Source organism: Dyella sp. SG609, from assembly GCF_012275375.1.
GTDB lineage: Bacteria > Pseudomonadota > Gammaproteobacteria > Xanthomonadales > Rhodanobacteraceae > Dyella_D > Dyella_D marensis.
In genome coordinates, this window is the sequence record NZ_JAAZQJ010000001.1 from 190,763 (window position 1) to 212,774 (window position 22,012).

General features: G+C 66.8%; 24 protein-coding genes. 12 read left to right on the plus strand and 12 right to left on the minus strand.

What is annotated here, in order from left to right:
* Nucleotides 1–15 precede the first annotated feature (15 nt).
* Entirely contained in the window at nucleotides 16–936 is a 921-nt protein-coding gene (locus FHW85_RS00860) for an alpha/beta fold hydrolase (protein ID WP_167254147.1), read from the minus strand.
* A gap of 205 nt (nucleotides 937–1,141) precedes the next feature.
* On the opposite strand from FHW85_RS00860, the gene FHW85_RS00865 reads away from it, so the two are divergent.
* Together FHW85_RS00865 and FHW85_RS00870 are read left to right on the plus strand one after the other, a co-directional pair.
* Nucleotides 1,142–1,597 carry a helix-turn-helix domain-containing protein gene (locus FHW85_RS00865; RefSeq protein ID WP_167254148.1) on the plus strand — a complete coding sequence of 152 codons (456 nt, stop codon included), beginning with the start codon at nucleotides 1,142–1,144 and terminating at the stop codon, nucleotides 1,595–1,597.
* A 172-nt stretch (nucleotides 1,598–1,769) separates the two neighbouring features.
* A complete protein-coding gene (locus FHW85_RS00870; protein WP_168647016.1) occupies nucleotides 1,770–3,539 on the plus strand; it encodes a monovalent cation:proton antiporter-2 (CPA2) family protein in 1,770 nt (589 codons plus the stop codon).
* A 41-nt stretch (nucleotides 3,540–3,580) separates the two neighbouring features.
* Here FHW85_RS00870 and FHW85_RS00875 read toward each other — a convergent pair whose 3' ends face one another.
* Entirely contained in the window at nucleotides 3,581–4,312 is a 732-nt protein-coding gene (locus tag FHW85_RS00875) for a hypothetical protein (protein WP_167254150.1), read from the minus strand.
* Nucleotides 4,313–4,581: 269 nt separating this feature from the next.
* On the opposite strand from FHW85_RS00875, the gene FHW85_RS00880 reads away from it, so the two are divergent.
* Nucleotides 4,582–5,439: an AraC family transcriptional regulator gene (locus FHW85_RS00880; protein ID WP_168647017.1), complete on the plus strand. Its 858-nt coding sequence runs from the start codon at nucleotides 4,582–4,584 to the stop codon at nucleotides 5,437–5,439.
* A gap of 15 nt (nucleotides 5,440–5,454) precedes the next feature.
* Here FHW85_RS00880 and FHW85_RS00885 read toward each other — a convergent pair whose 3' ends face one another.
* Entirely contained in the window at nucleotides 5,455–6,570 is a 1,116-nt protein-coding gene (locus FHW85_RS00885) for a hypothetical protein (protein ID WP_168647018.1), read from the minus strand.
* Nucleotides 6,571–6,737: 167 nt separating this feature from the next.
* Between FHW85_RS00885 and FHW85_RS00890 the strand changes: the two genes are divergently transcribed.
* Nucleotides 6,738–7,613: a LysR family transcriptional regulator gene (locus FHW85_RS00890; protein ID WP_168647019.1), complete on the plus strand. Its 876-nt coding sequence runs from the start codon at nucleotides 6,738–6,740 to the stop codon at nucleotides 7,611–7,613.
* A 153-nt stretch (nucleotides 7,614–7,766) separates the two neighbouring features.
* A complete protein-coding gene (locus FHW85_RS00895; protein WP_168647020.1) occupies nucleotides 7,767–8,609 on the plus strand; it encodes an MBL fold metallo-hydrolase in 843 nt (280 codons plus the stop codon).
* A gap of 88 nt (nucleotides 8,610–8,697) precedes the next feature.
* Here FHW85_RS00895 and FHW85_RS00900 read toward each other — a convergent pair whose 3' ends face one another.
* Nucleotides 8,698–9,444, minus strand: a complete 747-nt coding sequence (locus tag FHW85_RS00900) for a glucose 1-dehydrogenase (RefSeq protein WP_167254159.1) — start codon at nucleotides 9,442–9,444, stop codon at nucleotides 8,698–8,700.
* 150 nt (nucleotides 9,445–9,594) lie between these two features.
* Between FHW85_RS00900 and FHW85_RS00905 the strand changes: the two genes are divergently transcribed.
* The 3 genes from FHW85_RS00905 to FHW85_RS00915 all read left to right on the plus strand — a co-directional run bounded on the left by FHW85_RS00905 (nucleotide 9,595) and on the right by FHW85_RS00915 (nucleotide 10,595).
* Nucleotides 9,595–9,933, plus strand: coding sequence for a helix-turn-helix domain-containing protein (locus FHW85_RS00905; protein WP_343203653.1), 339 nt, complete (start codon nucleotides 9,595–9,597; stop codon nucleotides 9,931–9,933).
* A gap of 38 nt (nucleotides 9,934–9,971) precedes the next feature.
* Nucleotides 9,972–10,352 carry a hypothetical protein gene (locus tag FHW85_RS00910; RefSeq protein ID WP_168647022.1) on the plus strand — a complete coding sequence of 127 codons (381 nt, stop codon included), beginning with the start codon at nucleotides 9,972–9,974 and terminating at the stop codon, nucleotides 10,350–10,352.
* 93 nt (nucleotides 10,353–10,445) lie between these two features.
* Nucleotides 10,446–10,595, plus strand: coding sequence for a hypothetical protein (locus FHW85_RS00915; protein ID WP_167254166.1), 150 nt, complete (start codon nucleotides 10,446–10,448; stop codon nucleotides 10,593–10,595).
* Between the two features lie 60 nt (nucleotides 10,596–10,655).
* On the opposite strand, the gene FHW85_RS00920 is transcribed toward FHW85_RS00915, so the two are convergent.
* The 6 genes from FHW85_RS00920 to FHW85_RS00945 all read right to left on the minus strand — a co-directional run bounded on the left by FHW85_RS00920 (nucleotide 10,656) and on the right by FHW85_RS00945 (nucleotide 15,365).
* Nucleotides 10,656–11,480 carry an AraC family transcriptional regulator gene (locus tag FHW85_RS00920; RefSeq protein ID WP_168647023.1) on the minus strand — a complete coding sequence of 275 codons (825 nt, stop codon included), beginning with the start codon at nucleotides 11,478–11,480 and terminating at the stop codon, nucleotides 10,656–10,658.
* Between the two features lie 37 nt (nucleotides 11,481–11,517).
* Nucleotides 11,518–12,339: a DUF4198 domain-containing protein gene (locus tag FHW85_RS00925; RefSeq protein ID WP_210427671.1), complete on the minus strand. Its 822-nt coding sequence runs from the start codon at nucleotides 12,337–12,339 to the stop codon at nucleotides 11,518–11,520.
* Nucleotides 12,336–12,809 (minus strand): hypothetical protein, encoded by a 474-nt coding sequence (locus FHW85_RS00930; RefSeq protein ID WP_168647024.1) that lies wholly within the window; start codon nucleotides 12,807–12,809, stop codon nucleotides 12,336–12,338. Before FHW85_RS00930 ends, FHW85_RS00925 begins: the two co-directional genes overlap by 4 nt.
* Nucleotides 12,810–12,817: 8 nt before the next feature.
* A complete protein-coding gene (locus FHW85_RS00935; protein ID WP_168647025.1) occupies nucleotides 12,818–13,414 on the minus strand; it encodes a HupE/UreJ family protein in 597 nt (198 codons plus the stop codon).
* Nucleotides 13,414–14,643, minus strand: a complete 1,230-nt coding sequence (locus tag FHW85_RS00940) for a DUF4331 family protein (protein WP_168647026.1) — start codon at nucleotides 14,641–14,643, stop codon at nucleotides 13,414–13,416. Before FHW85_RS00940 ends, FHW85_RS00935 begins: the two co-directional genes overlap by 1 nt.
* A 131-nt stretch (nucleotides 14,644–14,774) precedes the next feature.
* Nucleotides 14,775–15,365, minus strand: coding sequence for a DUF1579 domain-containing protein (locus FHW85_RS00945; protein ID WP_168647027.1), 591 nt, complete (start codon nucleotides 15,363–15,365; stop codon nucleotides 14,775–14,777).
* Nucleotides 15,366–15,501: 136 nt separating this feature from the next.
* On the opposite strand from FHW85_RS00945, the gene FHW85_RS00950 reads away from it, so the two are divergent.
* Together FHW85_RS00950 and FHW85_RS00955 are read left to right on the plus strand one after the other, a co-directional pair.
* Complete coding sequence (locus FHW85_RS00950; RefSeq protein WP_168647028.1) at nucleotides 15,502–16,038, plus strand: cysteine hydrolase family protein; 537 nt, start codon at nucleotides 15,502–15,504, stop codon at nucleotides 16,036–16,038.
* A 233-nt stretch (nucleotides 16,039–16,271) separates the two neighbouring features.
* The gene (locus FHW85_RS00955) at nucleotides 16,272–19,196 is read left to right on the plus strand and encodes a TonB-dependent receptor (RefSeq protein WP_168647029.1); all 2,925 of its coding nucleotides are present in this window, start codon (nucleotides 16,272–16,274) and stop codon (nucleotides 19,194–19,196) included.
* 62 nt (nucleotides 19,197–19,258) lie between these two features.
* On the opposite strand, the gene FHW85_RS00960 is transcribed toward FHW85_RS00955, so the two are convergent.
* Together FHW85_RS00960 and FHW85_RS00965 are read right to left on the minus strand one after the other, a co-directional pair.
* A complete protein-coding gene (locus tag FHW85_RS00960) occupies nucleotides 19,259–19,963 on the minus strand; it encodes a DUF899 family protein (protein ID WP_168647030.1) in 705 nt (234 codons plus the stop codon).
* A gap of 27 nt (nucleotides 19,964–19,990) precedes the next feature.
* Nucleotides 19,991–20,650: a glutathione S-transferase family protein gene (locus tag FHW85_RS00965; protein ID WP_168647031.1), complete on the minus strand. Its 660-nt coding sequence runs from the start codon at nucleotides 20,648–20,650 to the stop codon at nucleotides 19,991–19,993.
* A 268-nt stretch (nucleotides 20,651–20,918) separates the two neighbouring features.
* Between FHW85_RS00965 and FHW85_RS00970 the strand changes: the two genes are divergently transcribed.
* The gene (locus FHW85_RS00970) at nucleotides 20,919–21,386 is read left to right on the plus strand and encodes a MarR family transcriptional regulator (RefSeq protein ID WP_168647032.1); all 468 of its coding nucleotides are present in this window, start codon (nucleotides 20,919–20,921) and stop codon (nucleotides 21,384–21,386) included.
* A gap of 60 nt (nucleotides 21,387–21,446) precedes the next feature.
* Nucleotides 21,447–22,004, plus strand: coding sequence for an isochorismatase family protein (locus tag FHW85_RS00975; protein WP_167254182.1), 558 nt, complete (start codon nucleotides 21,447–21,449; stop codon nucleotides 22,002–22,004).
* Nucleotides 22,005–22,012 lie beyond the last annotated feature (8 nt).

Here is a 22,012-nt window from a genome sequence, read left to right on the forward strand (position 1 = left end):
CCCGCGATGGCGTACTCAGGTTCGCTGCAGGAAGGCGGTCACCAGCTGCGCGATCTCTTCCGGCGCATCCTCGAAGCTGTAGTGTCCCGCGCCCGGCAACCGGTGCACCGGCGCGCCGGGGAACAGTTCGGTGAACAGCGGCAGGAAGTGTTCCGCATGCAGCGTGCGGTCCGCCATGCCCCAGATCGCGATGGCAGGCTTGGCGCTGATCGCCTGCCAGGTGGCTTCGTCCGCCACAGGGAACTCGTGCGCGCCGAGCGCGAAGCCCTTGGCCCAGCCGAGCGCACCGGCACATTCGGCCGGCGTGGCGAAGGGCGCGCCGTAGGCACGCAGCCAGGTGTCGTCGATCAGCGCGTTGTTCTCGAAGCCGTTGAGCTTGAGCGTGCTGAGAATGTTGTAGCCTAGTTCGTCCAGCACGCCTTCCAGCCGGCCTTCCGCGTTGGCCTGGACGATCCAGCGGAACCATGGCGCTACCTGTGCGTTCGCGGTCACACGGTCCGCCAGGCTGGCGTGGCCGAACGGCGTGGGGCCGTTGACGGAGACGATGCGGCGGATGCGGTCCGGGTGGCGGGCGGCCAGGCCCATGCCCATCGGCCCGCCGAAGTCGTGCAACACCAGGGTGATGCCGCGCAGGTCCAGGGCGAGCACGAAGCGTTCGAGATTGTCGATATGGTCCTGGATCCAGTAGCGCCGCTCCGGCGGCGTGGCGCTCTTGCCGAAGCCCATATGGTCGGGCACCACCACGCGGTGCGTGGCACGCAGCGCGCCGATCAGATGGCGGAACAGATAGCCCCAGGTGGGTTCGCCATGCAGGCACAGCACGATGTCGCCATCGCGCGGGCCTTCGTCCACGTAGTGCATGGCGAAGCCGGGGGCGTCGGTGAAATGCGGAGCGAACGGAAAGCTGCCATCGAAAGTTTCGTCTGGACGGATCATGAGCGGGTCTCGGAAGAGGGCAGGGACATCCGCGCGGGCACGGCGCGGCCTCACCCGCCGCGGATGTTGTCGGTTGCGTAAGGAGTCGCGCGCCACCGCGCGCCTTCGGGTGGTGGCGTTGGTTTCAAATTGAAACCTGTTGCCTTTGTAGCAGTGTAGGTCCTATCTTGCAACCACTTGGCCGGTGGGCGGCCTGGATACCGGCATGGTCAAACGCGTCACTCAGGAAGATTCGCTCTGCGGCGTCGCCCGCCCGATGGACGCCATCGGCGACGGCTGGTCGCTGCTGATCGTGCGCGATGCATTCAACGGCATGCGCCGCTTCGGTGAGTTCCAGAAGAGCCTGGGGCTGTCCAAGAACATCCTGGCCGCGCGGCTGCGCCACCTGGTGGCGCACGGCATCATGGAAGCAGTGGCTGCTGCCGATGGCGGCGCTTACCAGGAATACGTGCTTACCGGGAAAGGCCGCGGCCTGTTCCCGGTGCTGGTGGCGCTGCGGCAGTGGGGCGAGGACTTCCTGTTCGAGCGCAAGGAGCCGCGCGTGATGCTGGTGGACAAGCAGACGGGGCGTCCGCTGGAGAAGCTGCAGCCGCGCGCATTGGATGGGCGGGACGTGGCGCCCGAGGACACGGAAGTGCGCATGCCCGTGCGGCGGCGTTGATCGGCCCGGCGTCGGATGTGCCTGTTTGAGTTCCTGGCGGAACGGCCAGCACGGCGCCGCGCAAGGACGGCAATCGCGAGTTGCATGTCACGCCCGGCATGACCTGGCCCCCTTCCGCGCGGCCTGCTTTGCTACGCTCCGCGCACGATTCCGGCGAGGGGAAGCCAGGCGCATGGCGGTGGAACACCAAGGGGTGGCGTTGCTGCCGGTCATTACGTTGCTGGCGGCGGGTGTCGTCGCGGCGCCCTTGTTCAAGCGGCTGGGCCTGGGCGCGGTGCTGGGCTACCTGGCCGGCGGCCTGGCGATCGGGCCGTTCGGGCTGAAAGTCTTCACCGATCCGGCGGCCATCCTGCAGGTGGCCGAGCTGGGCGTGGTGATGTTCCTGTTCCTGATCGGACTGGAGATGCATCCCTCGCGGTTGTGGAGCCTGCGCCGGCAGATCTTCGGCCTGGGCTTGGCGCAAGTAGCCGTCTGTGCGGTTGCGCTTACCGCGGTGGGCGTGCTGACGGGTTATCCGGTGGCGCCGTCGTTCGTGGCTGGCGCGGGCTTCGTGCTGACCTCCACCGCGATCGTGATGCAGCTGCTGGAGGAGCGGCGCGAAGTGAACGAGCCGAGCGGCCAGCGCATCGTCTGCGTGCTGTTGCTGGAAGACCTGATGATCGTGCCGCTGCTGGCGGCGGTGGCGTTCCTGGCGCCGATCGCTCCTGGCAGTCCGGTGGCGCATCACGGCATCGACTGGCGCGCGATCGGCATCGGCGCGGCGTCGATCGCGGGCCTGCTGCTGGCCGGGCGCTATCTGCTCAATCCCTTCTTCGGCCTGCTGGCGAATGCGCGTGCGCGCGAGGTGATGACCGGCGCCGCCCTGCTGGTGGTGCTCGGCTCGGCCTATGCGATGCAGCTGGGCGGCCTGTCGATGGCGATGGGTGCGTTCGTGGCGGGCGTGATGCTGTCGGAGTCCTCGTACCGGCATCAGCTCGAAGCGGACGTCGAACCGTTCCGCGGCATCCTGCTGGGCCTGTTCTTTATCGCGGTGGGCATGTCGCTGGACCTGCGCGTGGTGGCGGCCAGCTGGCGCAGCATTCTGTGCTACGTGTTCCTGTACATGGCCGCCAAGGCACTGGTGATCTATGCGGTGGCGCGGCTGTTCCGTTCCTCGCACCGCGAGGCGCTGGATCGCGCGGTATTCATGGCGCAGGGCGGCGAGTTCGCCTTCGTGCTGTACGCGGCGGCCGCGGCGGCCGGCATCATCAATGCCGAGCAGAACGCGCAGCTGACCGCGATCATCATTCTTTCCATGGTGCTGACGCCGATCGCCATCGCGGCGATGAATGCGGTCCGCGCGCGCATCCGTCCATCCACCGACGGCTACGAGCGGCCCGACGGCCTGAATGGCGCGGCGCTGGTGATCGGCTTTGGGCGGGTGGGGCAGATCGCCAGCCAGTTCCTGTTCGAGCGCGGCTATGAGATCTCCATCATCGACACCGACGTGGAGATGATCGACACCGCGCGCAGCCTGGATTTCAACGTGTACTACGGCGACGGGACGCGCCTGGACATTCTCGAAGCCGCCGGCGCGGGCCGTGCCGGGGTGGTGCTGGTATGCGTGGACAAGGCCGACGAGGGCACGCGCATCACCGAACTGGTCAAGGCCGAGTTTCCGCTGGTGCCCGTGCTGGTGCGCGCGATCGACCGCCGCCACAGCATCGACCTGATCAAGGCCGGTGCGGACCTGGAAGTGCGCGAGACCTTCGAGTCGGCCGTGCTGCTCGGCGAGGCGGCGCTGGAAAAGCTGGGCGTCGGCCGCGAGGAGATCGAGGAGATCGCGCGGCGCCTGCGCGAGCGTGACCGCGAACGCCTGCAGATGGAGCTCACCGGCGGCATGTTCGCGGGACGCGCGTTATTCCGCGGCAAGCGCCATGCGGCGGATGCCGATGAGGGCTGAAGTGGCGCGGCATGTGCCGCCGCGCCACGGCCGTACTGCTACTACTGCACGGTGAGGAAGTAGGTCAGCGACCTGGTCATGCCTGTCATATCCGTCATGCGGCTCACCAGCGTGTGCTGGCCAGGACGCAGCGGGCGGAACATCAGGTAGTAGCCGTAGTTCACCACGGGTTGCCAACCGGTGGTGATGCAAGGGTCGAGCGTGCTCTGCAGGCTGGGATCGCCCTTGAGCGAGAACAGGTTTTCCGAGGTGTAGAGATAGTCGTTGACGGCGCGGATGGGCCGGCCGTCCAGCGTCACCTGCATATTGCCCATCATCGGATAGGTCTTCGCATCCGCGACGAGGAAGTCGTACAGCGACTGTCCCGGCTTCGGCCCGAAGTTCGGATCCGGACACGGAAAGGTATCGCTGACGAAGCCGACCATCAGCAGCAGCGCCTTGCTGTGCGGCACCGTGCAGCTGCGCGCGACGTCGCCGGCCATCATCATCGGCATGGCGGCGGGCGCGAGGTTCCATACCGGGCCGTCCTGGCCCGAGGCGCAGAACGCACCGGTGCTGTCGAACAGCGGATTGCTGGCATCCGGCTGCGCATACAGCCATTGGATGGAACGGTCGGCCCAGCCATAGATGCTCTTGCCGAACGGGCGCGAGTCCTTGGGGTAGAGCTGGGGGTTGGGTCCGAAGCCGGACAGGTCGTTGCCCGGCGGCTCGGCCGCCTGCGCGGTGACCAGGGTGGTACAGGCGAACAGCAGACCGCAGAACGTCTTGCGCATAACGCTCTCCTTGTGGGTATGCATGCGCGGAAGCGTGGGGTGGGGACGGTGGGTTTCCGCCAGTCCAGCTTGGGCGCATGCGCTGATGCGCGCTTCCAGAAACTTGCGCGTTTGCATCTGGCCACCGCGCGGGTTGCGCAACGCAACCGCACAGCGTGCCGCCTCACGCGGCGGCGCGCTTCCGAAAACGTGCTTTCGTGCGCGGGCTCCGCCTGCATCGCCGTCGCGGGCGTATGATCGGCCCCGGATGCCGGCGGGGGCTTAGGCGTATGTCCATAGTGCAGACGGTGCTGAGCGCACCTCACTTCACGGTGATGACGCAGGATTGCAGCTATCCGCGCATCAACTGCGGCCACGGCGAAGGCGAACCCGCGCGCTTCCTGCTGACGCGGCGCGGGGCGTTCTCGATCCAGGTCGGCAACCGGACCTGCCTGGCGCGGCCGGGACAAGCCGTATTCCTGGGCCGCGACGTGGAGTACCGCGTATCGCATCCGGATCATCGCGGCTGCGCCTGCTGCACCGACGTGTGGCTGGACGATGCGTGGCTGGATCCGCTGGGGCTGGAAGGCGCCGGCACGCCCGTTTGCCTGGACGTCCAGCACGGCCTGCAGCTGCAGCACGCGCACGTGGAGATGCTGCAGGGCATGCGGCGGGGGCCGGATGCCTTGGAGGCCGAAGAGGCCTTGCTGACGCTGCTGGATGGGCTGATGCGCGGCAGCGAGCCCGTGCCGGCATCGAGCAAGGGCACGGCGCGGCAACTGCAGCGCGTGCAGGAAGCGATCGTCGCCAACCCCGGCGAGAATCTTGGCGTGGACGAGTTGGCGCGGATCGCCGGCTGCTCGCCTTTTCATCTTTGCCGCATCTTCCGCCAGGGCACCGGGCAATCGCTGCGGCAGTTCCGCCTGCAGCAGCGCCTTGGGACCGTGCTGGGACGGTTGGGAGAGGGCGAGGAAGATCTGGCGGCGCTGGCCTGCGACGTGGGTTTCAGCAGCCATAGCCATATGACGGATGCATTCCGGCTGGCACTGGGCGCATCGCCGAGCGATCTGCGCGAGCAGTTGCGGACCAGCGAACTGAAACGGCTGCGGGCGCGGCTGACGGGAAATCAGGACGCCCGCCCGCATTGAGTCGCCTTGGAGAGTTCAGGGCGAGTGGCTGGCAGCCGCCACCTTTCCGGCATCCGCCGCGCGCTTCGACGCATTGACCCAGTTCACCTCCCAGGTCTTTCCGCCATCCGCGGAGAACGCCTGCTCGTCGCCATTCGAACCCTTGGCGAGATTGAGGAAGGAAAAGCGCGCCAGGATGGCCTTGCCGTTGTACGGCTCCTGGTCGTAGAAATCGCCGCGCCCATCGACGAAGGCGCCGATCATCGGCGAGCTGAACTTGCCGTTGCCGCTGCTGACGAAGTTGAGGCTCCACTGGTGCGCCACGGGATTGAACAGGCGCAGCGACAGGAACTGCAGATGGCCGGACGGACCCTGGGTGTCGATCTCGGCAAGGTTGGCGCGGCCGTTCCACAGCTTGCGCACGCGCACCGTGCCGTCGAGCGGCGTCCAGCGGGTGCTGCCCGCGAGGGGATGCTCCAGGCGTGACATATGGATATCCCAGTTGCCGAGTTGCCAGTCGAAGTCGTGCTGCCCGGCTGCGTTGCCCACCGGCTTCATCGGGGTGACCGCTTCGCCCGGTTTGTAGCGCGTGAGGTCGGCGATGAAGTTCGCCTCCCAGGTCTTGCCGCCGTCGTCCGAGTAGTCCTGCTCGTAGCTGTGCGTGTCGGGCGAGGTGACCGTCCAGATCCCGCGCACCAGCACGGCGCGGCCCTTGTAGAGCTCCTGGCTGTAGAACTCGCCGCGGTTGCGTTCGAAGTGGCCGACCGAAGGCGCTTCCATCACGCCGCTGTCGCTGTTGGTGAAGTACTGGCGCCACTGCCGGGCGGCGGGGTCGTAGAGGAACACCGTCATGCCCTCGAAGCGTCCGCCGGCGCTGTCGGCCTCGATCTCCTCGACCTGGGCCTTGCCGTTCCAGATCGGGTTCACCGTGACGGTGCCGCGCATCTCGTTCCACTCGCTGCGCCCCGACAGCGGTTCCTTCAAGGTGCGGATATGGGTGTGCCAGGTGCCGATGTTGAAATCGAAATCGTGGCTGCCGTCGGCGCGCGCCTGCGCGGCGGCCGCGGTGGGCGGCTGATCCGCCACGGCGCCTGCCGGGGCGAAACCCAGGGCGATGGCGGAGCAGAGCAGGATCTTCGCGGTTGCTTGCATGGCACGGCCTCGAACGGAGGGAAGTGGAGCGGAAGCTACGCGCCTGAGTGGCTCGCTTGAATAGCCACATCTATCGCAGATGGCATGACCACTTGGATGGAGCGACGCATTGCGGCGCGGCCGGCCATGCCGCACATTGCGGCTCTTTCGCCTGGGGAATGCGCCGAATGGAATGGAGCGACGTCAAGGTCTTTCTCGCGGTGGCGCGGGAGCAGTCGCTGGGTGCCGCGGCCAGGTCGCTGGGCATCAGCCATCCCACCGTGGGGCGGCGCCTGCGCGCACTGGAGGCCGCCACTGGGCAGGCGCTGTTCCAGCGGCACAACGAAGGTGCGGTGCTGACCGAGGCTGGCGAGGCGGTGCTGCGGCTGGCCGAGGACATGGAAGCGAGCGCGCTGGCGATGCAGCGGCGGCTGGCCGGGGGGAGCGAACGGCCCGAAGGCGTATTGCGCGTTTCCGCGCCGGACTGGTTTGCGTCGTCTGTGCTGCCGCCGGTGCTGCATGCCTTGCAGCGGCAGCATCCCGGCATCGTGCCCGAGCTGATGGCCGGCACGCGCTTGTTCGATCTGTCGCGCCGCGAGGCGGACATCGTGTTTCGCGTGGTGCCGTTCGACGAGGCGGACATCGTGCAGCGCCGCCTGATGTGCGTGCCTTACGCGGTGTACGCCGCGTGCGAAGCGGAAGCGCCGGCGGCCGACGGCGAAGGCGCGGCCTTGCTGGCGATGGACGCGCCGGGCCTGCACTACCCGGATGTGGCATGGCTGCGCCAGCGCCTGCCGCGGGCACGTACCGTGTTTGCCACCAACCACCGCGGGTTGCAGGCGCGGTTGTGCGCACGTGGCATGGGCATTGCGGTTTTGCCGCGGCCGGTGGGCGAACAGATGGCCGGCCTGCGCGAACTGGATCTGGGCGGTCTGCCGCCCGGCCGCGAGGTGTGGATGGGCTATCACCGCGATCTGCGCCGCATGGACCGCCTGCGTGCGCTGGCCGACCTGGCCGCGCGGATGCTCGGCGACGGAGTGCTCGATCCGCCCTTACGGAATTGAACGGCGGCGGTACGCAGGCGTCAGTGTCCGGGGCGCATCGTGCGGCGCATCCTGGCTGCCTCGTCACCGTGAGGAACAGCCATGTGTCCATCCGTTCCGCTTTCCGTTCGCGCCATGGAGGCGCGAACGCCGCCGTCTTCCGTGCATGCGGCGATGCGCTTGGGCAAGTTCAGGGTGTTTGCCCTCTCGGATGGCGATTTCGATCTGGCGGCCGTGCAGTTGCTGATCGAAGAACGGCCCGGCCAGGTGAGCGAGCTGCTGGAGCGCGCGCAGCTCCCACCGGTGATGCGCAGTTCCGTCAATGCGTTCCTGATCGACACGGGCGAAGCCCGCGTTCTGGTCGATGCGGGCGCGGGGGAGCTGCAAGGCCCGGGGCTGGGGAGGTTGGAGGCGTCATTGCGCAAGGCGGGCTATGCGCCGGAGGACATCGATGCGGTGCTGCTGACGCATCTGCATCCCGATCACGTGGGCGGGATCGCACGCGCGGGGCGCAGGGTGTTTCCCGCCGCGGAGGTATGGGTCGATGCGCGCGAGCTGGTGTTCTGGTGCGATGGCACGCGCAGTGCGCAGGTCGATGCGAGTGTGCGCGCCAGTTTCGATGGTGCGATGGCGTCGCTGCGGCCTTACGAGTCAGCAGGCGTTCTGCGCAGTTTCCGGCCTGGCGAGCAACCGGTCCGCGGGCTGCGCACAATGGGGCTGGAAGGGCATACCGCCGGGCATACGGGTTTTATGGTGGAAAGCGAAGGCGAGCGCCTGATCGTCTGCGGCGACGTGCTGCATGTGGCCGCGCTGCAGCTGGCGGAGCCGCGCCTGGCCATCCGCTACGACAGCGAGCCGGCGCTGGCGAGCGATGCACGCGAGCATCTGCTTGCAACTGCTGCCGGGCGTGGCGATTGGCTGGCGGCGGCGCATGCGCCGTTTCCCGGCATCGGCAAAGTGCGGCGCGATGGCCCGGGCTATGCGTGGCTGCCTTTGGCTCAAGCCATTGCGGCTTGAGTTGGCGTGGTAGTGCAGTACGCAGACAGCAGAGCAGGCCGGGGTCCGCCCGTGGCTTTCCCCAGCCTGCTTGCGCGAATCGCTGGGATCAGCGCGCGCCGCCCGCGGCATACAGCTTCTCGCCGGTCAGCCAGTACGAGTCGTCGGAAGCCAGGAACACCGCGATCGAAGCAATGTCATCCGGCTGGCCGATGCGGCCGAGCGGGGTGTGCGCGATGGCCTCCTGATGGAAGTCCGAACCGATGAAGCCGGCGGTCACGGTGCCTTCGGTTTCCACCATGCCCGGGTTCAGCGCATTGACGCGGATCTTGCGCGGGCCCAGCTCGCGCGACAGCACGCCGGTGATGGCGTCGACCGCGCCCTTGGTGGCGGTGTAGACCGAGCCGCCCGGCGGCACGATGCGGGTGACCAGCGAGCCGATGTTGATGATGCTGCCGCCGTCGTTCATATGCTTGGCCGCGGCCTGGGTGGTCAGCAGCAGGCCCAGCACGTTCACGTTGAACTGCTTGTGGAAATGCTCTTCGGTGATCTGCTCCAGCGGCGCGAACTCGTACACGCCGGAGTTGTTCACCAGGATGTCCAGGCGGCCGAATTCCTTGACCGCGGCATTGGCGATGGCCTCGGCGTCGGCGGCCAGGGAAACGTCGCCCTTCACCGCCACGGCCTTGCCGCCGGCCTTGGTGATGGCCTCGACCACGGCGTCGGCGCCCGCCTTGCTGGACGCGTAGTTGACGACGACGGCGGCGCCTTCGGCGGCCAGCGCCTTGGCGATGCCGGCGCCGATGCCCTTGGATGCGCCGGTGACCAGCGCGACTTTGCCTTTGAGCTTGCTCATGACGGATTTCCTGTCAGGTGATGGAAGGGCGAACTGCCCGGTTCAGTAATTCAATAGTTCGCAACATATGAACTAACGAACTGCAAGTCAAGGGCTGCTAAGATCGCCGCCATGAGACCGCTAGTTCACCCCTCGATCGAAGACGTCACCGTGGAAGGCATCCTCCACGCCTTGGCCGACCCGGTACGGGTGGCCATCTATGCCGGGCTCGCCGCTTCGGAGAAGGGCACGAGCTGCTCGGCCTTCCTGCAGCTGGACGACCGCGAGATTCCGAAGTCTACGCTCTCCCAGCATTTCCGTGCCTTGCGCGAAGCTGGCCTGATCCGCAGCGAACGGCAGGGCGTGGAGATGCGCAACACCACACGCTGCGGGGAGATCAACCAGCGCTTTCCCGGCTTGTTGCCGGCGGTGATGGGGGCGTATCAGCAGCAGCTGATGGATCGGATCAAGGCGGCGAAACGGAAAGGCGGCAAGGCCAGGGGCGTTTGATCTTTCGCTCCGCGGAGCGCGGATCTGCATGGGGACGTATGTTTCGCAACTGGCTCCTCCTCGGCGTGGCGCGGGCGCTTGCCGGTTGCGGCGGCGTTCGCGACGGAGGATCCGAACGTCAGCTCGAACACGATCGTGCGGTAGCTCGCGCGCATATCGACGAGGCGGCATGCCGCGGCAAGGGTGGCTCTGTGCAAGGCGTCGGCATGCTGGGCATGCCGGCGTGCGTGGTGCCGTTCGCCGATGGCGGCAAGCCTTGCAACGACAAGGCGGATTGCCAGGGGCGATGCCTGATCACGGAATTCGTGGCGGACAAGAGCACTCCACGGACCGCAACCTGCCAGCGGGACAACCAGCTGTTCGGCTGCTGGAGCGAAGTGCTGCATGGCCAGCCGCAACCGCGCTGGTGCGTCGACTGAGTGCGATCGCTAAATAATCTGACAGCGGCAAGCCCTCCCGGATGGCCCAATGAGCACACCCGGACGTCGGGTGCCATCAACGAGCCCAAGGCCATGTCTGAGAAAACCTGTGCCGCCTGCGACTGCGAACTGGATGCCAACGCGATCCAGGTGAAGATCGGCGGCAAGACCGTCGAAGTGTGCTGCGAGGAATGCGCGGAGAAGTTGCGGGAAGCGCATGCTTCGGCCGCTTCCGGCCGTTGAGCCGCAACGTAACCGCAAGCCGGGCCGCCGTAAAGGCGGCCCTTTTCGTCGGCGAAACACTCAGGTCGATTGCTTGAATGCGCTCGGCGAGCGGCCGTAGGCCTGGCGGAAGGCATTGGCGAAATGGCTGTGGCTGGAGAAGCCCAGATCCGCGGCGAGCGCGGAGAGATCTTCGCTGCGCGGCACCAGGTCGAGCGCGCGCGCCAGGCGCAGATGCAGGTGGTAGCGATACAGCGGCACGCCTTCCACCTGGCGGAATACCTGGGTGAGATAGACCGGCGAGCAGCCGATCTCGGTGCCGATATCGGCCAGGGTCCAGCGCCGCGACAGATCGCTGGCAAGCAGCACCTTTACGCGATCCGCGAGCCGGCGCCGCGCATGCGTGGCGGCCGGCTCGCGCGTACTGCGCGGACCCAGGCTGCGGCCGATCAAGGTGAGCAGCAGCGCTTCGGCTTCGAGCGGCTCGATGCTGTCGCCTTCGAGGTTGTGGCGCAGCAGGGCAACCAGCGCTTGCGCGCGCGGGTCGATCGGTTGCGATTGGCGGTTGAAGCCGACCTTGTCGCCGCCCTGGCGCAGCAGCGCACGCGGTGCCAGTTCTTCCAGCATGGCATCGGGGATTTCCACCGAGAGGCAGGCGTCACCGCCATTCACCGGATGGCTGACCTGATAAGCCTCGCCCGCATTGAAGAAAAGCATGTGGTTGGCGTCGGCCACGGACTGGTCGCTGCCGACGTGGCGCACATAGACGCCGCGATACGGAAACACCAGGTTGGTCGAAGCGGCGCATTCCTCCGCGCTGCGATGCCGGCAGGCGCCGTCGCAGCGCACGTTGCGCAAGGCAACGGTGTCGGTGCTCAGCCAGCGGTCGACGTGGAAGGCGGACATGAGGCGCAGGATAGCCTGATTGGGGTGCCGAAGTGGTTCAGGGGAAGCCGAACGCCAGGCTCGAAAACGAGGTTTCGAAGTCCGCGTCGTCGCTGGCGGGCAGCGGGCGGGTCCAGATGACGTTGAGCAGCCAGCTGCCGTGCGCCGGTACGGTGAAGACGGCGCGGCCGGCGGCGTCGGTGCGATGGGTTTCCACAGGGCTTTCGTCGTGTTCCAGACGGGTCAGCTTGACCAGGGCGCCGGGCAGCGGGTGGCCGAGATAGAGGACTTTGACGGGGAGTTCGTCGTGGTGGGGCAGCGCGTAGGGGTTGCGCTCGGGGACGATTTCCAAGGCCAGGCCGAGCGGGCGGGTGACGGCGTCGGAGCCACCCGCGCCCGGCGCGCCAACCTGCACCAAGGCCTTGGCATGGCGCCGGTAGCGTTCGGCGCCGTCGCGGTCCGTACGATGCGTTCGTTCGCGTTCGACCAGGGCCGGTGTCAGGCCCTCCGCCCGCAGGTAGTCGTTGAAACGGATGGCCGGCAAGGAAGTCATCGCGCCGTTGTCGGTTTCCAGCACCAGCAGATGCGTGCCGGGCACGGCCAGCGGCGCATCGGCATCGGCTTCTGCGGCGCCAAGATGCAAGCGGGGGCGCAGATCGCCGATGGCTCCATCCGGCGCCAGGTCTTCGAAGCGTGCAATGCGCCGCACAGGAATCGGCGAGCGCTGCCGATAGGGGCCGTGGCCCACTTGCAACGTCAACTGCACCGCGCTTTGGGGCGCTAGCCAATACGGCGACGGTTGCAGCCAGAAGTCGTGCGCGCAAACCGGCCATGCGGCGAGCGCGAACAATGCTGTAGCGATCCAGCTGCGCATGCTCATTCGAGATGATCCGGCAGATAGCCCGGTGTCACGGGCAGATAGGGCAGGGCGGCGGCAAGCACGGCGATGGCGATCAGCCAGCTCGACACCACTTTGGCGGCGATCGGCACGCGCCAGTGCACCGCCAGCGCGGCGGGAACCAGCGCCAGCGTGCATAGCCAGGCGACAGGCAGGTGGAACCAGCGGCCTTCGAAAGCGATCATGGCGCCGCTCCACATTCCGGCATCGGCCGCCAGCAGCAGGGCGAGCCGCGCAGGAACCCCGTCACGCAGATGCACCATCGCGGCACAAGCTACTGTGCTGAGCCAACCGCATAGAAACACCGCATCAACGGCTGCTGCCGGCGGCTTCAACGCAAAACCCATGGTCGCCGCCATCGCCACCAACCCAAGGCATGCCAACCACACACGCCGCGGCGCAAACGCCAAAGCCACGCCGAACGCGGCGCACAGCAACATGGCCGCCGGCACGCCGCCCCTCATGACACGGCCTTCAGCAGAAAGCACAAGCCGGCGACGCCAATCGACGCACCGATGCCTCGCGCCACCAGTTTGCCAACCGGTTGCGCACACAGCAGGCCCAGCGCAATCCCCGCCACGTGCAGCAAGCCCGTCGCCAGCACGAAACCGCTGCTGTAGCCCACCGGGTCGGCGGCCGCCGGCAACTCGCGGCCATGCGCATAGCCATGGAACAACGCGAACAACGCCACCACCGCGACCGCCGCCCACGCCGGTGCACGCCACGCCAGCGCAATGCACAGGCCCAGCACCAGCACCGACAGCGCGATGCCGCTCTCCACCGACGGCAACGGCGCACCGAACATGCCGAGCATCGCCCCGCCCACCATCATTGCGGGGAACACCACCGGCAGCAGATGCACCAGCGGGCGGCCGAGAAACGCGCCCCACAAGCCGACCGAGACCATCGCCAGCAGATGATCCGCGCCGGACAGCGGATGGGCGAAGCCGGCGAGAAAGCCGCCGGCCAGGCCCGTGCCCGTATGCGCATACGCGGGGAGCGAGAGGACGCAGCCGCCGAGAAAAGCGCTACGCCCACGGATGGATGGCGTAGCCATCACTGATACGCCCCGGTGGCAGCGGCCTGCGCATCGGGCGCCGCGAGGAACGGAAAGACGCTGTCCGAATGCTCGCGCTCATCGCGCGTCAAGCCATCGCTGACGCTGTCCGGCGTGCCGTCGACCAGCATCGAACGCCATACGTTGGAGGCGCTGTAGTTCGGCGTGCGCCCGCCGCAGTCCTTCGCCAATTCGCGATTGCCGCCCAGCGCCGCGCGTTCCACCGCGAAGAACTGCGTGCAGGTGGCCGAAGCGCTGTTCACCCACAGGCGATCGTCGGCGAGCAGCGCGGCAAGCGCGTGGTAGCGGCGTGCCGGCGCGGCCTTGCCGTCGGCCAGCCACTGGTTGCCGCACTTGCCGTCGAAGCCGTCGTACAGCCCCAGATTGCTGGCGATCTCGTCGACGAACTTCGCGCCGTCCGCGGGCGTCGCCATGTTGTAGGTCTCCTTGAACGCGTCGCTGATCTCCTCCGGGGCGAGCGTGCCGAGCAGGGCATTGCCGGTGAGCGGGCGGCCGGCGCGATCGATCTGCCGCGTTGGCCCCTGGGTGGCGGCCCATACCGCGAGCAGCGGCCCTCCCTTGTTCACCGCGCCCAAGTCGATCGAGATGACGATGGCCGAGGTGGTCCAGCCGGCGAGCAGGTTCTTGGCCGGGCCGCCCTGGGTGTGGCGCCACTCGTCGGCCACCGCGCGCACGGTGGGCGCATCGAAGGCCGGGCAGCCCGCGGCGTCCACTTTGGCGCCGGCTTCGAGCGCGGCGTGCGCCTTGTCATAGGCGGCGCGCGTGCCCTTGACGTTGTTGAAGAAGGGATCGTCGCGCGGGCCGGCGAAGACGCGGAAGCTGCCGTGTTCGCTGACCAGTCCCTTGCTGTCGCCAGGGTTGCCCTGCGCCTTGTCGGCATCGCCCGCGGTGCAGGTGACATCGGTGCCCGAGCGGAAACGGCAGCGCAAGGCGGTGCTCGCCGTGCTGTGGCCGAAGCGCTTGCCGCTGTCGATATGGAAGACGTAGTCGAGCTTGTCCGAGAACGTATGCCCGACGATGTCCATCACCAGGTTCAGGTGCTTGCCATCGGGCGCGGTCCAGGCATAGAGGTCGCCGATATCGGCGCGCGGGTCGCCGATCACCGAGGGGGTGTCGAGATGGTCAGAGGCTTGGGCGGCATGGCCAAGGCCCAGGCTCAGGGCGAGGCAGGCCAGCGCCTGCAGCCGCATTGCAGCTGTGCGATTCATGGGTTTCTACTCGTGTGGATGAGGCACGAGCAGTAGGCCCGAGGGGGCAAAACCGGGCTATCAAAATCTTTAGCAAGCCGCCGGCCGGCACCCTGGCGGGCCGGCGGTGTCAGGCGAATGAGGATCGAAGCTCAGACGCGCGTGTAGCGCATGATCCAGTTGGTTTCCCAGCTGCGGCCTTCATCCGGCGAGAAGGCCTGCTCCCATTGGCAGGTATCGGCGGTGACCGGCGTAAAGATGCCGCGCACCTTGACCGGCTTGCCCTCGAAGGTTTCGTCGGCGAGGAAGGTGCCGACGCCGCCCGCGAAGCGCCCGGAGCCGGCGGCTTCGATCGAGGTCGGCTTGCCGCCGTCCAGATACCAGTCGGCCCATAGCCCGCTGGCGGCGTCGTAGGCGCGGATGCCTAAGCCGTTGTAGGTCTGGCCGCCGCGGCGCGATTCGCTCTCGTTGACATTGACCAGCCCGCCGAGCAGGGCCTGGCAGCGGGAGCTGCCTTCGAACTCGTCCCAATCCCGGCTGCCGGCCAGGCGCTTGCGCAGGCGGCGGTGGTGCACGCGCCAGTTGCCGAGGAAGAAATCGAAGTCATGCGCGCCGGAAGCGGCCGCCGCCGCGGGCGGGGCCATGCCCAGGCCGCCAAGGGCGACGAGCATGGTGGGCAGGGCGGGCAGGCTGGCCAGGGTCCATTGCAGGAGCTGGCGGCGGTGCGTGTCGATCTCGCGCATGCATCACCTCGGCTTGAGTTGGGGTGGCGCCACCATGCGTGGCCTGCGGCGGAGCGGAAATAGCCACTTGGCCAGCCTTCGCCGGACCACTTCGCCGAAGGCTATGATCCTCGTCCCGTCTCACGCCCTCTTCGCCATGACTTCCGCCCTACTCGTGATCGACATGCAGCAAGGCCTGTGCAGCGGCGAATGGGCCGCACACGATATCGACCGCGTGCTGCAGCGGGTGAACGGGCTGATCGATCGCGCCCGGGCGGCCGGCGTGCCGGTGGTGCTGATCCAGCACGAAGAGGGCGAAGGCGACCTGGTGCACGACACCTCCGGTTGGCAACTGGTCGACGGCCTGCATGCGCGGCCTGGCGACCCGCGCGTGCGCAAGCTGACGCCGGATTCGTTCTACGAAACCGAATTGGGCCAGCTGCTGCAGCAGCGCGGCATCGATCATCTGGCGATCTGCGGGCTGCAGAGCGATTTCTGCATCGACACCACGGTGCGGCATGCGCTGGCGCTGGGATATCACGTGACTTTGGCGGGCGATGCGCACTCGACGGTGGACAACGAGGTGCTGCCGGCGGAACGGATCACGGCGCATCACAACTGGGTGCTGGCGAGACTGCAGACGTATGGCACGCGGATGGAGGTCGTGCCCGCGGAGGCCGTGCCGTTTGCGTAGGACCAGTCTGATTTTTCCTTACGCGTTCTATCCGTCGTTTTCACGCTGCTGAACCTTCCCTCAGTAAGTTGTTGCGCCGCGGAATGACGCGGCGCTGACGCTCGCTCATTCTCCGCGGCGAATCCGGGCACGCGCCATCCGAAGAGCGGGCATCTCGCGATGACTTGCTCCATTGGCGCGTATGCCTGCCGGTGCCATGGGGGGCACCCAATAAAAGAGGGAGGAATGGAGTCATGAGTCAGGGCCTCGCGCCGCGTTCGCGGCTGGTCATTGCACGCAAGCCGCTCGCTGCGGCATGTATCGCCGCTTTGCTGGCATCGGGTATTGCCAGTGCACAGGACGCGCAGACAACCGCCAAGCCGGCGGACACCACGCCGCCACAGCAGGCACCCGCCAGCCAGGCCCAGGATGCCAACAAGAAGCCGGCCCCGGGGCAGGTCAGCAACCTGCAGGAAGTGGTGGTCACCGGTATTCGCGGCAGCATCGAGAGTTCGATCCGCGCGAAGCAGAATTCGGACAGCATCATCGAGGCGATCTCGGCCGAGGACATCGGCAAGCTGCCGGATGCGAGCATCGCGGAAAGCCTGGCGCGTTTGTCGGGCCTGGCGACGCAGCGTGTGGACGGCCGTGCGAACATGATTTCGATCCGCGGCCTTTCGCCGGATTTCGCCGGTACCACGCTCAACGGGCGCGAACAGGCCACCATCGGCGAGAATCGCGGCGTCGAATATGACCAATATCCCTCTGAGCTGATCAGCGGCGCCGCGGTCTACAAGACGCCGGATGCCAGCCTGGTCGGGCAGGGGCTGTCCGGTACGGTGGATCTGCATACGATCAAGCCGCTGGACCTGCCCAAGCGTGCCATCGCCATCAATCTGCGCGGCGAGCACAACACCAACGGCAACCTCAATCCCGGCTCCGGCGTGGGCGATATGGGGCATCGCGCGAGCGTGTCGTATATCGACCAGTTCTTCGATCACACGCTGGGCGTGGCGGTTGGCTTTGCGCAGCTGGATTCGCCGATTCAGGAGAAGCAGTATCAGGCGTGGTGGTGGAGTGTGGACAACGGGCCGGATGGCATCGAGCCTGGATTCAACAACACGCACACGCCGGGATTGCCCAATAGCGTGCTGTCGCAGGAGGGCATGCAGTTGCGTGCGCAATCGGAGAATCAGTTGCGCAACGGCTTGATGACGGTGCTGGAGTGGGCTCCGGGCGAGCACTACCACACTACACTCGATCTCTATTACTCGACATTCAACGAGCGCACTTACAAGAACGGTGCGCAATGGTCGAACAGCCCCTACGAAAACTGGGGTCCGCCGGTCTATAGCAATGTTGGCATCACGCCCGGCGTGCCGTATCCGATTGTCACTTCCGGCGTCATGGGCAATGTAGTGCCGGTCCTGCAGAACGAATACGTCAAGGAAAAGGACAAGTTGTTCTCGGCCGGCTGGAATCATCAATACGATTTCGGCAACGGCTGGGTACTCACCGGCGACCTGTCGTATTCGATGGCCAAGAAGCGCCTGCGCGACGCCTATCTCTTCAGCGGACTGGAGGGCGATCCCACCACGAGCATCGCCTTCCGCACGCCTACGGGCTACGACTATCCGGATTTCAGCCCTGGCGTGGATTTACGGGATCCCGCGCGCGTCGTATTCACCGATCCGTATAGGTACGGCTACAACGGACGCGAAGAGTTCGACAAGCAGAAAGACACGATCAAGGCAGCGCGTTTTCAAGTGTCGCATCCAGTCGGTTGGATATTCAGCACGGTTGATGTTGGCGCCGCTTACTCGGAGCGCAAGAAAACCAAACAGGCCGATGTGTATTTCGCCTATCTCAATGGCAACGGCGATGATGCGGCGCACGGTCCCTACGACAATAACTTCAGCGCACCCGTCGGCTCCGCTTTCCTGCGCGGTCCGACTTCGCTCGGTTACGGCGGTATTCCCGGTGTGCTGAATTACAACGTACTGGATGCCTTGGGTAGCCAGTTCTATCTTGTGCCGAGTAATGGACTTGCGGACTGGAACCGCAACTACTCGATCACGGAAAAGGTGCCGGTTGCCTATGCCAAGTTCAATATCGATACGCATCTGGGCGATGTCCCGCTGCGCGGCAACATGGGCGTCCAATTCGTCCGCACGGACCAGTCTTCAACAGCGCTGCAGACCAATGGCAATGACCTGGTCGGCAGGCTTTCCGGCGGCGCGAAGTACAACAAGTTCCTGCCCAGCCTGAACCTGGTTGCCCAGATTGCAGACGGACAGTACTTACGCTTCGGTCTGGCCAAGACAATGGCGCGCGGGCGCATCGACGACGAGAAGGTAGCCTCGTCAGCCAGCGTGTCGCATGTGGATACGGGACCGCAGGCTGGACAGAACCTGTGGTCGGGCAGTGGCGGCAACCCGCAGTTGCGGCCGTATATCGCTGTGGGTACTGACTTGTCGTGGGAGAAATATTTCGGCAAGTCCAGCTACGTTGCTGTCGCGGTCTTCAACAAGAACCTGCTCAATTACATCTACAACAAGACGGTAGTCATCAATTTCCCGCAATCGGGATACCAGAACGACACTCCCACTCTGACGCCGACGAGCGATTTTGGTCTGTTCACGCGTCCCGAAAACGGCACTGGCGGCCGCATGCAAGGCTTGGAGCTGTCCGGGGCCTTCGAAGGCGGCCTGATCTCGAACGCCCTCGACGGCTTCGGCATGCAGGCGAACTTCTCGCTGACCAACAGCTCGATCCCCGTGAGTTCGGTATCCGCTGTGCCGGGCGGCCCGAAGACCCTGCCGGGCCTTTCGCGCAAGGTTGCCAACCTGGCGCTCTACTACGAGAAATACGGCTGGTCGGTGCGCATCGCCGAGCGCTATCGCTCTTCGTTCACCGGCGAGAGTTCGCCGAAGTTCGATCAGCTCAGCTATGTCACCGTGCTGGCGGATAAGCAGACCGACTTGCAGGTCGGTTACGAGTTCGACCAGACCAGCCGCTGGGGCGGCCTGTCGCTGCTGCTGCAGGTGAACAACCTCACCAACTCGCCGGAGAAGACCATGCAGGTGGCCGGCTTGCCCAACGGCATGGAGCTGGGACGCCCGCTGGACTACAACACCTGGGGCCGCACGGTGATGTTTGGCCTGAACTACAAGCTCTAAGCCACCACCCACTTCCGCACAAGAAACGCCCGGCCTCCGCCGGGCGTTTTCTTTTCGGCACATCAGTCGTACTGCAACTTCGGATACCAATCTTTCCCGCGCCCCTCCGGCGTCATGTCCAGCAAAGTCCAGATCGGCATCGGATCCGGCGCGCCGCGCGGGTCCTGGCCCGGGTCGGCGGTGGCTATGCTCATTTCCTCGCTCCAGAAATGCCGGATCGTGCCGTCGCGCCGCGTGAATACGTTGAGCGAAGGCATGTCGCTGCCATCCGGCGCGATGCCGCGGAAGTCGCGGGTGTAGTCGCCATTGAGGTCGGTATACAGCGGCAGGTCGCGCCAGCCGCGCTCCTGCTTGAAGGCGAGCAGGCGCCCGATCGGCGCTCCGGCGATCACGGCCAGCGCCACGCGCTGCTGGATATCGCGCGCCTCGCCATCCCACGCGCCGAGCAGCGAGGTGCACATGGGGCAGGGCCGTTCGCGTTTTGCGCCGAACATGTAGCTGTAGACCAGCAGGGTCTGCTTGTCGCCGAACAGGTCGGCGAAGTCGACGGGGCCGCGCTCGCCTTCGAAGCGGTAGTTGCCGTCGATGGTGGGGCCGGGCGGCAGCGCGCGGCGCTGCGCGGCCACGCGTTCGATATGCCGGCGCAGCTCGATCTCTTCGGCCAATAGCGCCGTGCGCGCCTTGCGGTATTCCGCGCTTTCGCCGGGAATGGCGACGCCGGAACGCGCGGCCAGTTCGGTGGCGGGAACCAGGGGAGTTGCACTCATCTTGTCGTCCTCCTGCGGGTGGGGATGTCAGTCGCGGTCCGGCGCGCCAAGCGGGAACAGCGGGCGATAGGGGCGCGCTTCGTCCACCGCGCGCGCGAACGAGGGGCGCGCGAGCAGCCGCTTGCGGTAGGCGATGACGTTGGCGAAGGCCGGGTCGATCGGATGGGTCCAGTCGGCATAGAACAGGAACGGCCCCGCGCCGCAGTCGGCCAGCGTGAAGCGCTCGCCCGCGGCCCAGGTGCGGCCGGCCATGGTGCGGTCGAGCCAGCCATAAGCGGCGTCGAGCATCTCGCGTGCCTGCGCCACGCCATGCGCGTCCTGCGTGCCTTGCGGGCGGATCGCGTCGAACACCACTTTCTGCTGCGGCGTGGAAATGTAGTTGTCGAAGAAGCGGTCCATCGCGCGCACTTCCAGCGCTTCGCGCGGGTCTTCCGGCAGCAGGCGCACCGGGCCGGGATGGTGCAGGCCCAGGTATTCGATGATGGTGCTGGCCTCCGCCACCATGCGGCCGCCGTCGACGAGCACGGGGAACCGCTTGACCGGCCACATCTCCAGCCACTGCCCAATCGCTTCCGGATGCTCCGGCGACAGCTCGCGCCATTCGAACGGCGTGCCGTTCTCGTACAGCGCGACCAATACCTTCTGGCTGTAGGAGGAAAACGGGTGGGCGTAGAGCTGCAGGGCCATGGGAACTCCGGTCGGTTCGAGGGGACATGAAGGCGACGAACGGGCCGTTGGCGAATCGACATCCTTCACTCGTCATTCCGGCGCAGGCCGGAATCCAGTAGCGATCACGTCAGGTCAAGTGAGGGCGCCCCACGCGATGCTCTTGGTTTCGCGCGACAACCGGGCGCTACCGCTACTGGATTCCGGCCTGCGCCGGAATGACGGCTTCGCAGGTATATACGAAGGAAGACTTTGCAGTTTTCCTTCGCAGCCATTACGATGCCGCCCCATGCCCACCCCAGCCCCCAGGCCCGACGCCACCCACGCTCTCGCCGTGGAAATGCGCATGGTGTTCGGCCAGCTCGCCCGGCGCCTGCGCAAGCAGGGCCGCACGGATCAGCTGACCTCCGCGCAGACTTCGGTGCTGATCCAGCTCGAACGCCATGGCGCGGCCACGGTCACCGCGCTGGCGCATGCCGAGGGCGTGCGGCCGCAGTCGATGGGCGCCACCGTCGCCTCGCTGGAAGCGCTGGACCTGGTGTCCGGCGCGCCGGATCCGGCCGACGGCAGGCAGACGCTGTGGACCCTCACGCCCGCCTGCCACGAGCTGGTACGCGCCAGCCGCGCGGCGCGCGAGGACTGGCTCGACCGCCTGCTGCGCGAGCAGCTCGACCCGGGCGAGCAGGCGCAGCTTGCCGCCGTGATGCCGCTGCTGCGCCGCCTGCTCGATGCGTCGACGGAGCCGCGCGTAGCCTGACCGTTTCCTCCCCCGCGCGCCCGCGCGGCGCGTGTTCCCCGCACGTCACGGAGTTTCCCCATGAGCATCACCGCGATCGACGCGAACACCGCACTGATCCTGATCGACCTGCAGAAGGGCATCGTCGCCTATCCCACCGCGCATCCCGTCGACGCCGTGCTCAGGCACGCGCGCGAGCTGGCCGATGCATTCCGCCGGCACCGCTTGCCGGTGGTGCTGGTGAATGTCACCGGCGGCGCGCCGGGCCGCGTCGAGCAGCGCGCGGGCGGCGAGCGTCCGGCGGACTGGGCCGAGCTGGTGCCGGAGCTGGGTGTGCAGGCCAGCGATCACCGCGTGAGCAAGCAGACCTGGGGGGCGTTCGCCGGCACCGACCTGGGCAGCTACTTGCGCGGGCACGGCGTCACCCAGGTGGTGATCGGCGGCGTGTCCACCAGCATCGGCGTGGAATCCACCGCGCGCCAGGCCTTCGAAAGCGGCTTCAACGTAACGCTGGCGATCGACGCCATGACCGACACCCGCGCCGAAGCGCACGACAACAGCGTCGCGCGCATCTTCCCGCGCCTGGGCGAAACCGGCAGCACGCGCGAGATCGTCGAGCGCCTCGACGCGCGCGCATGAGCGCAGCC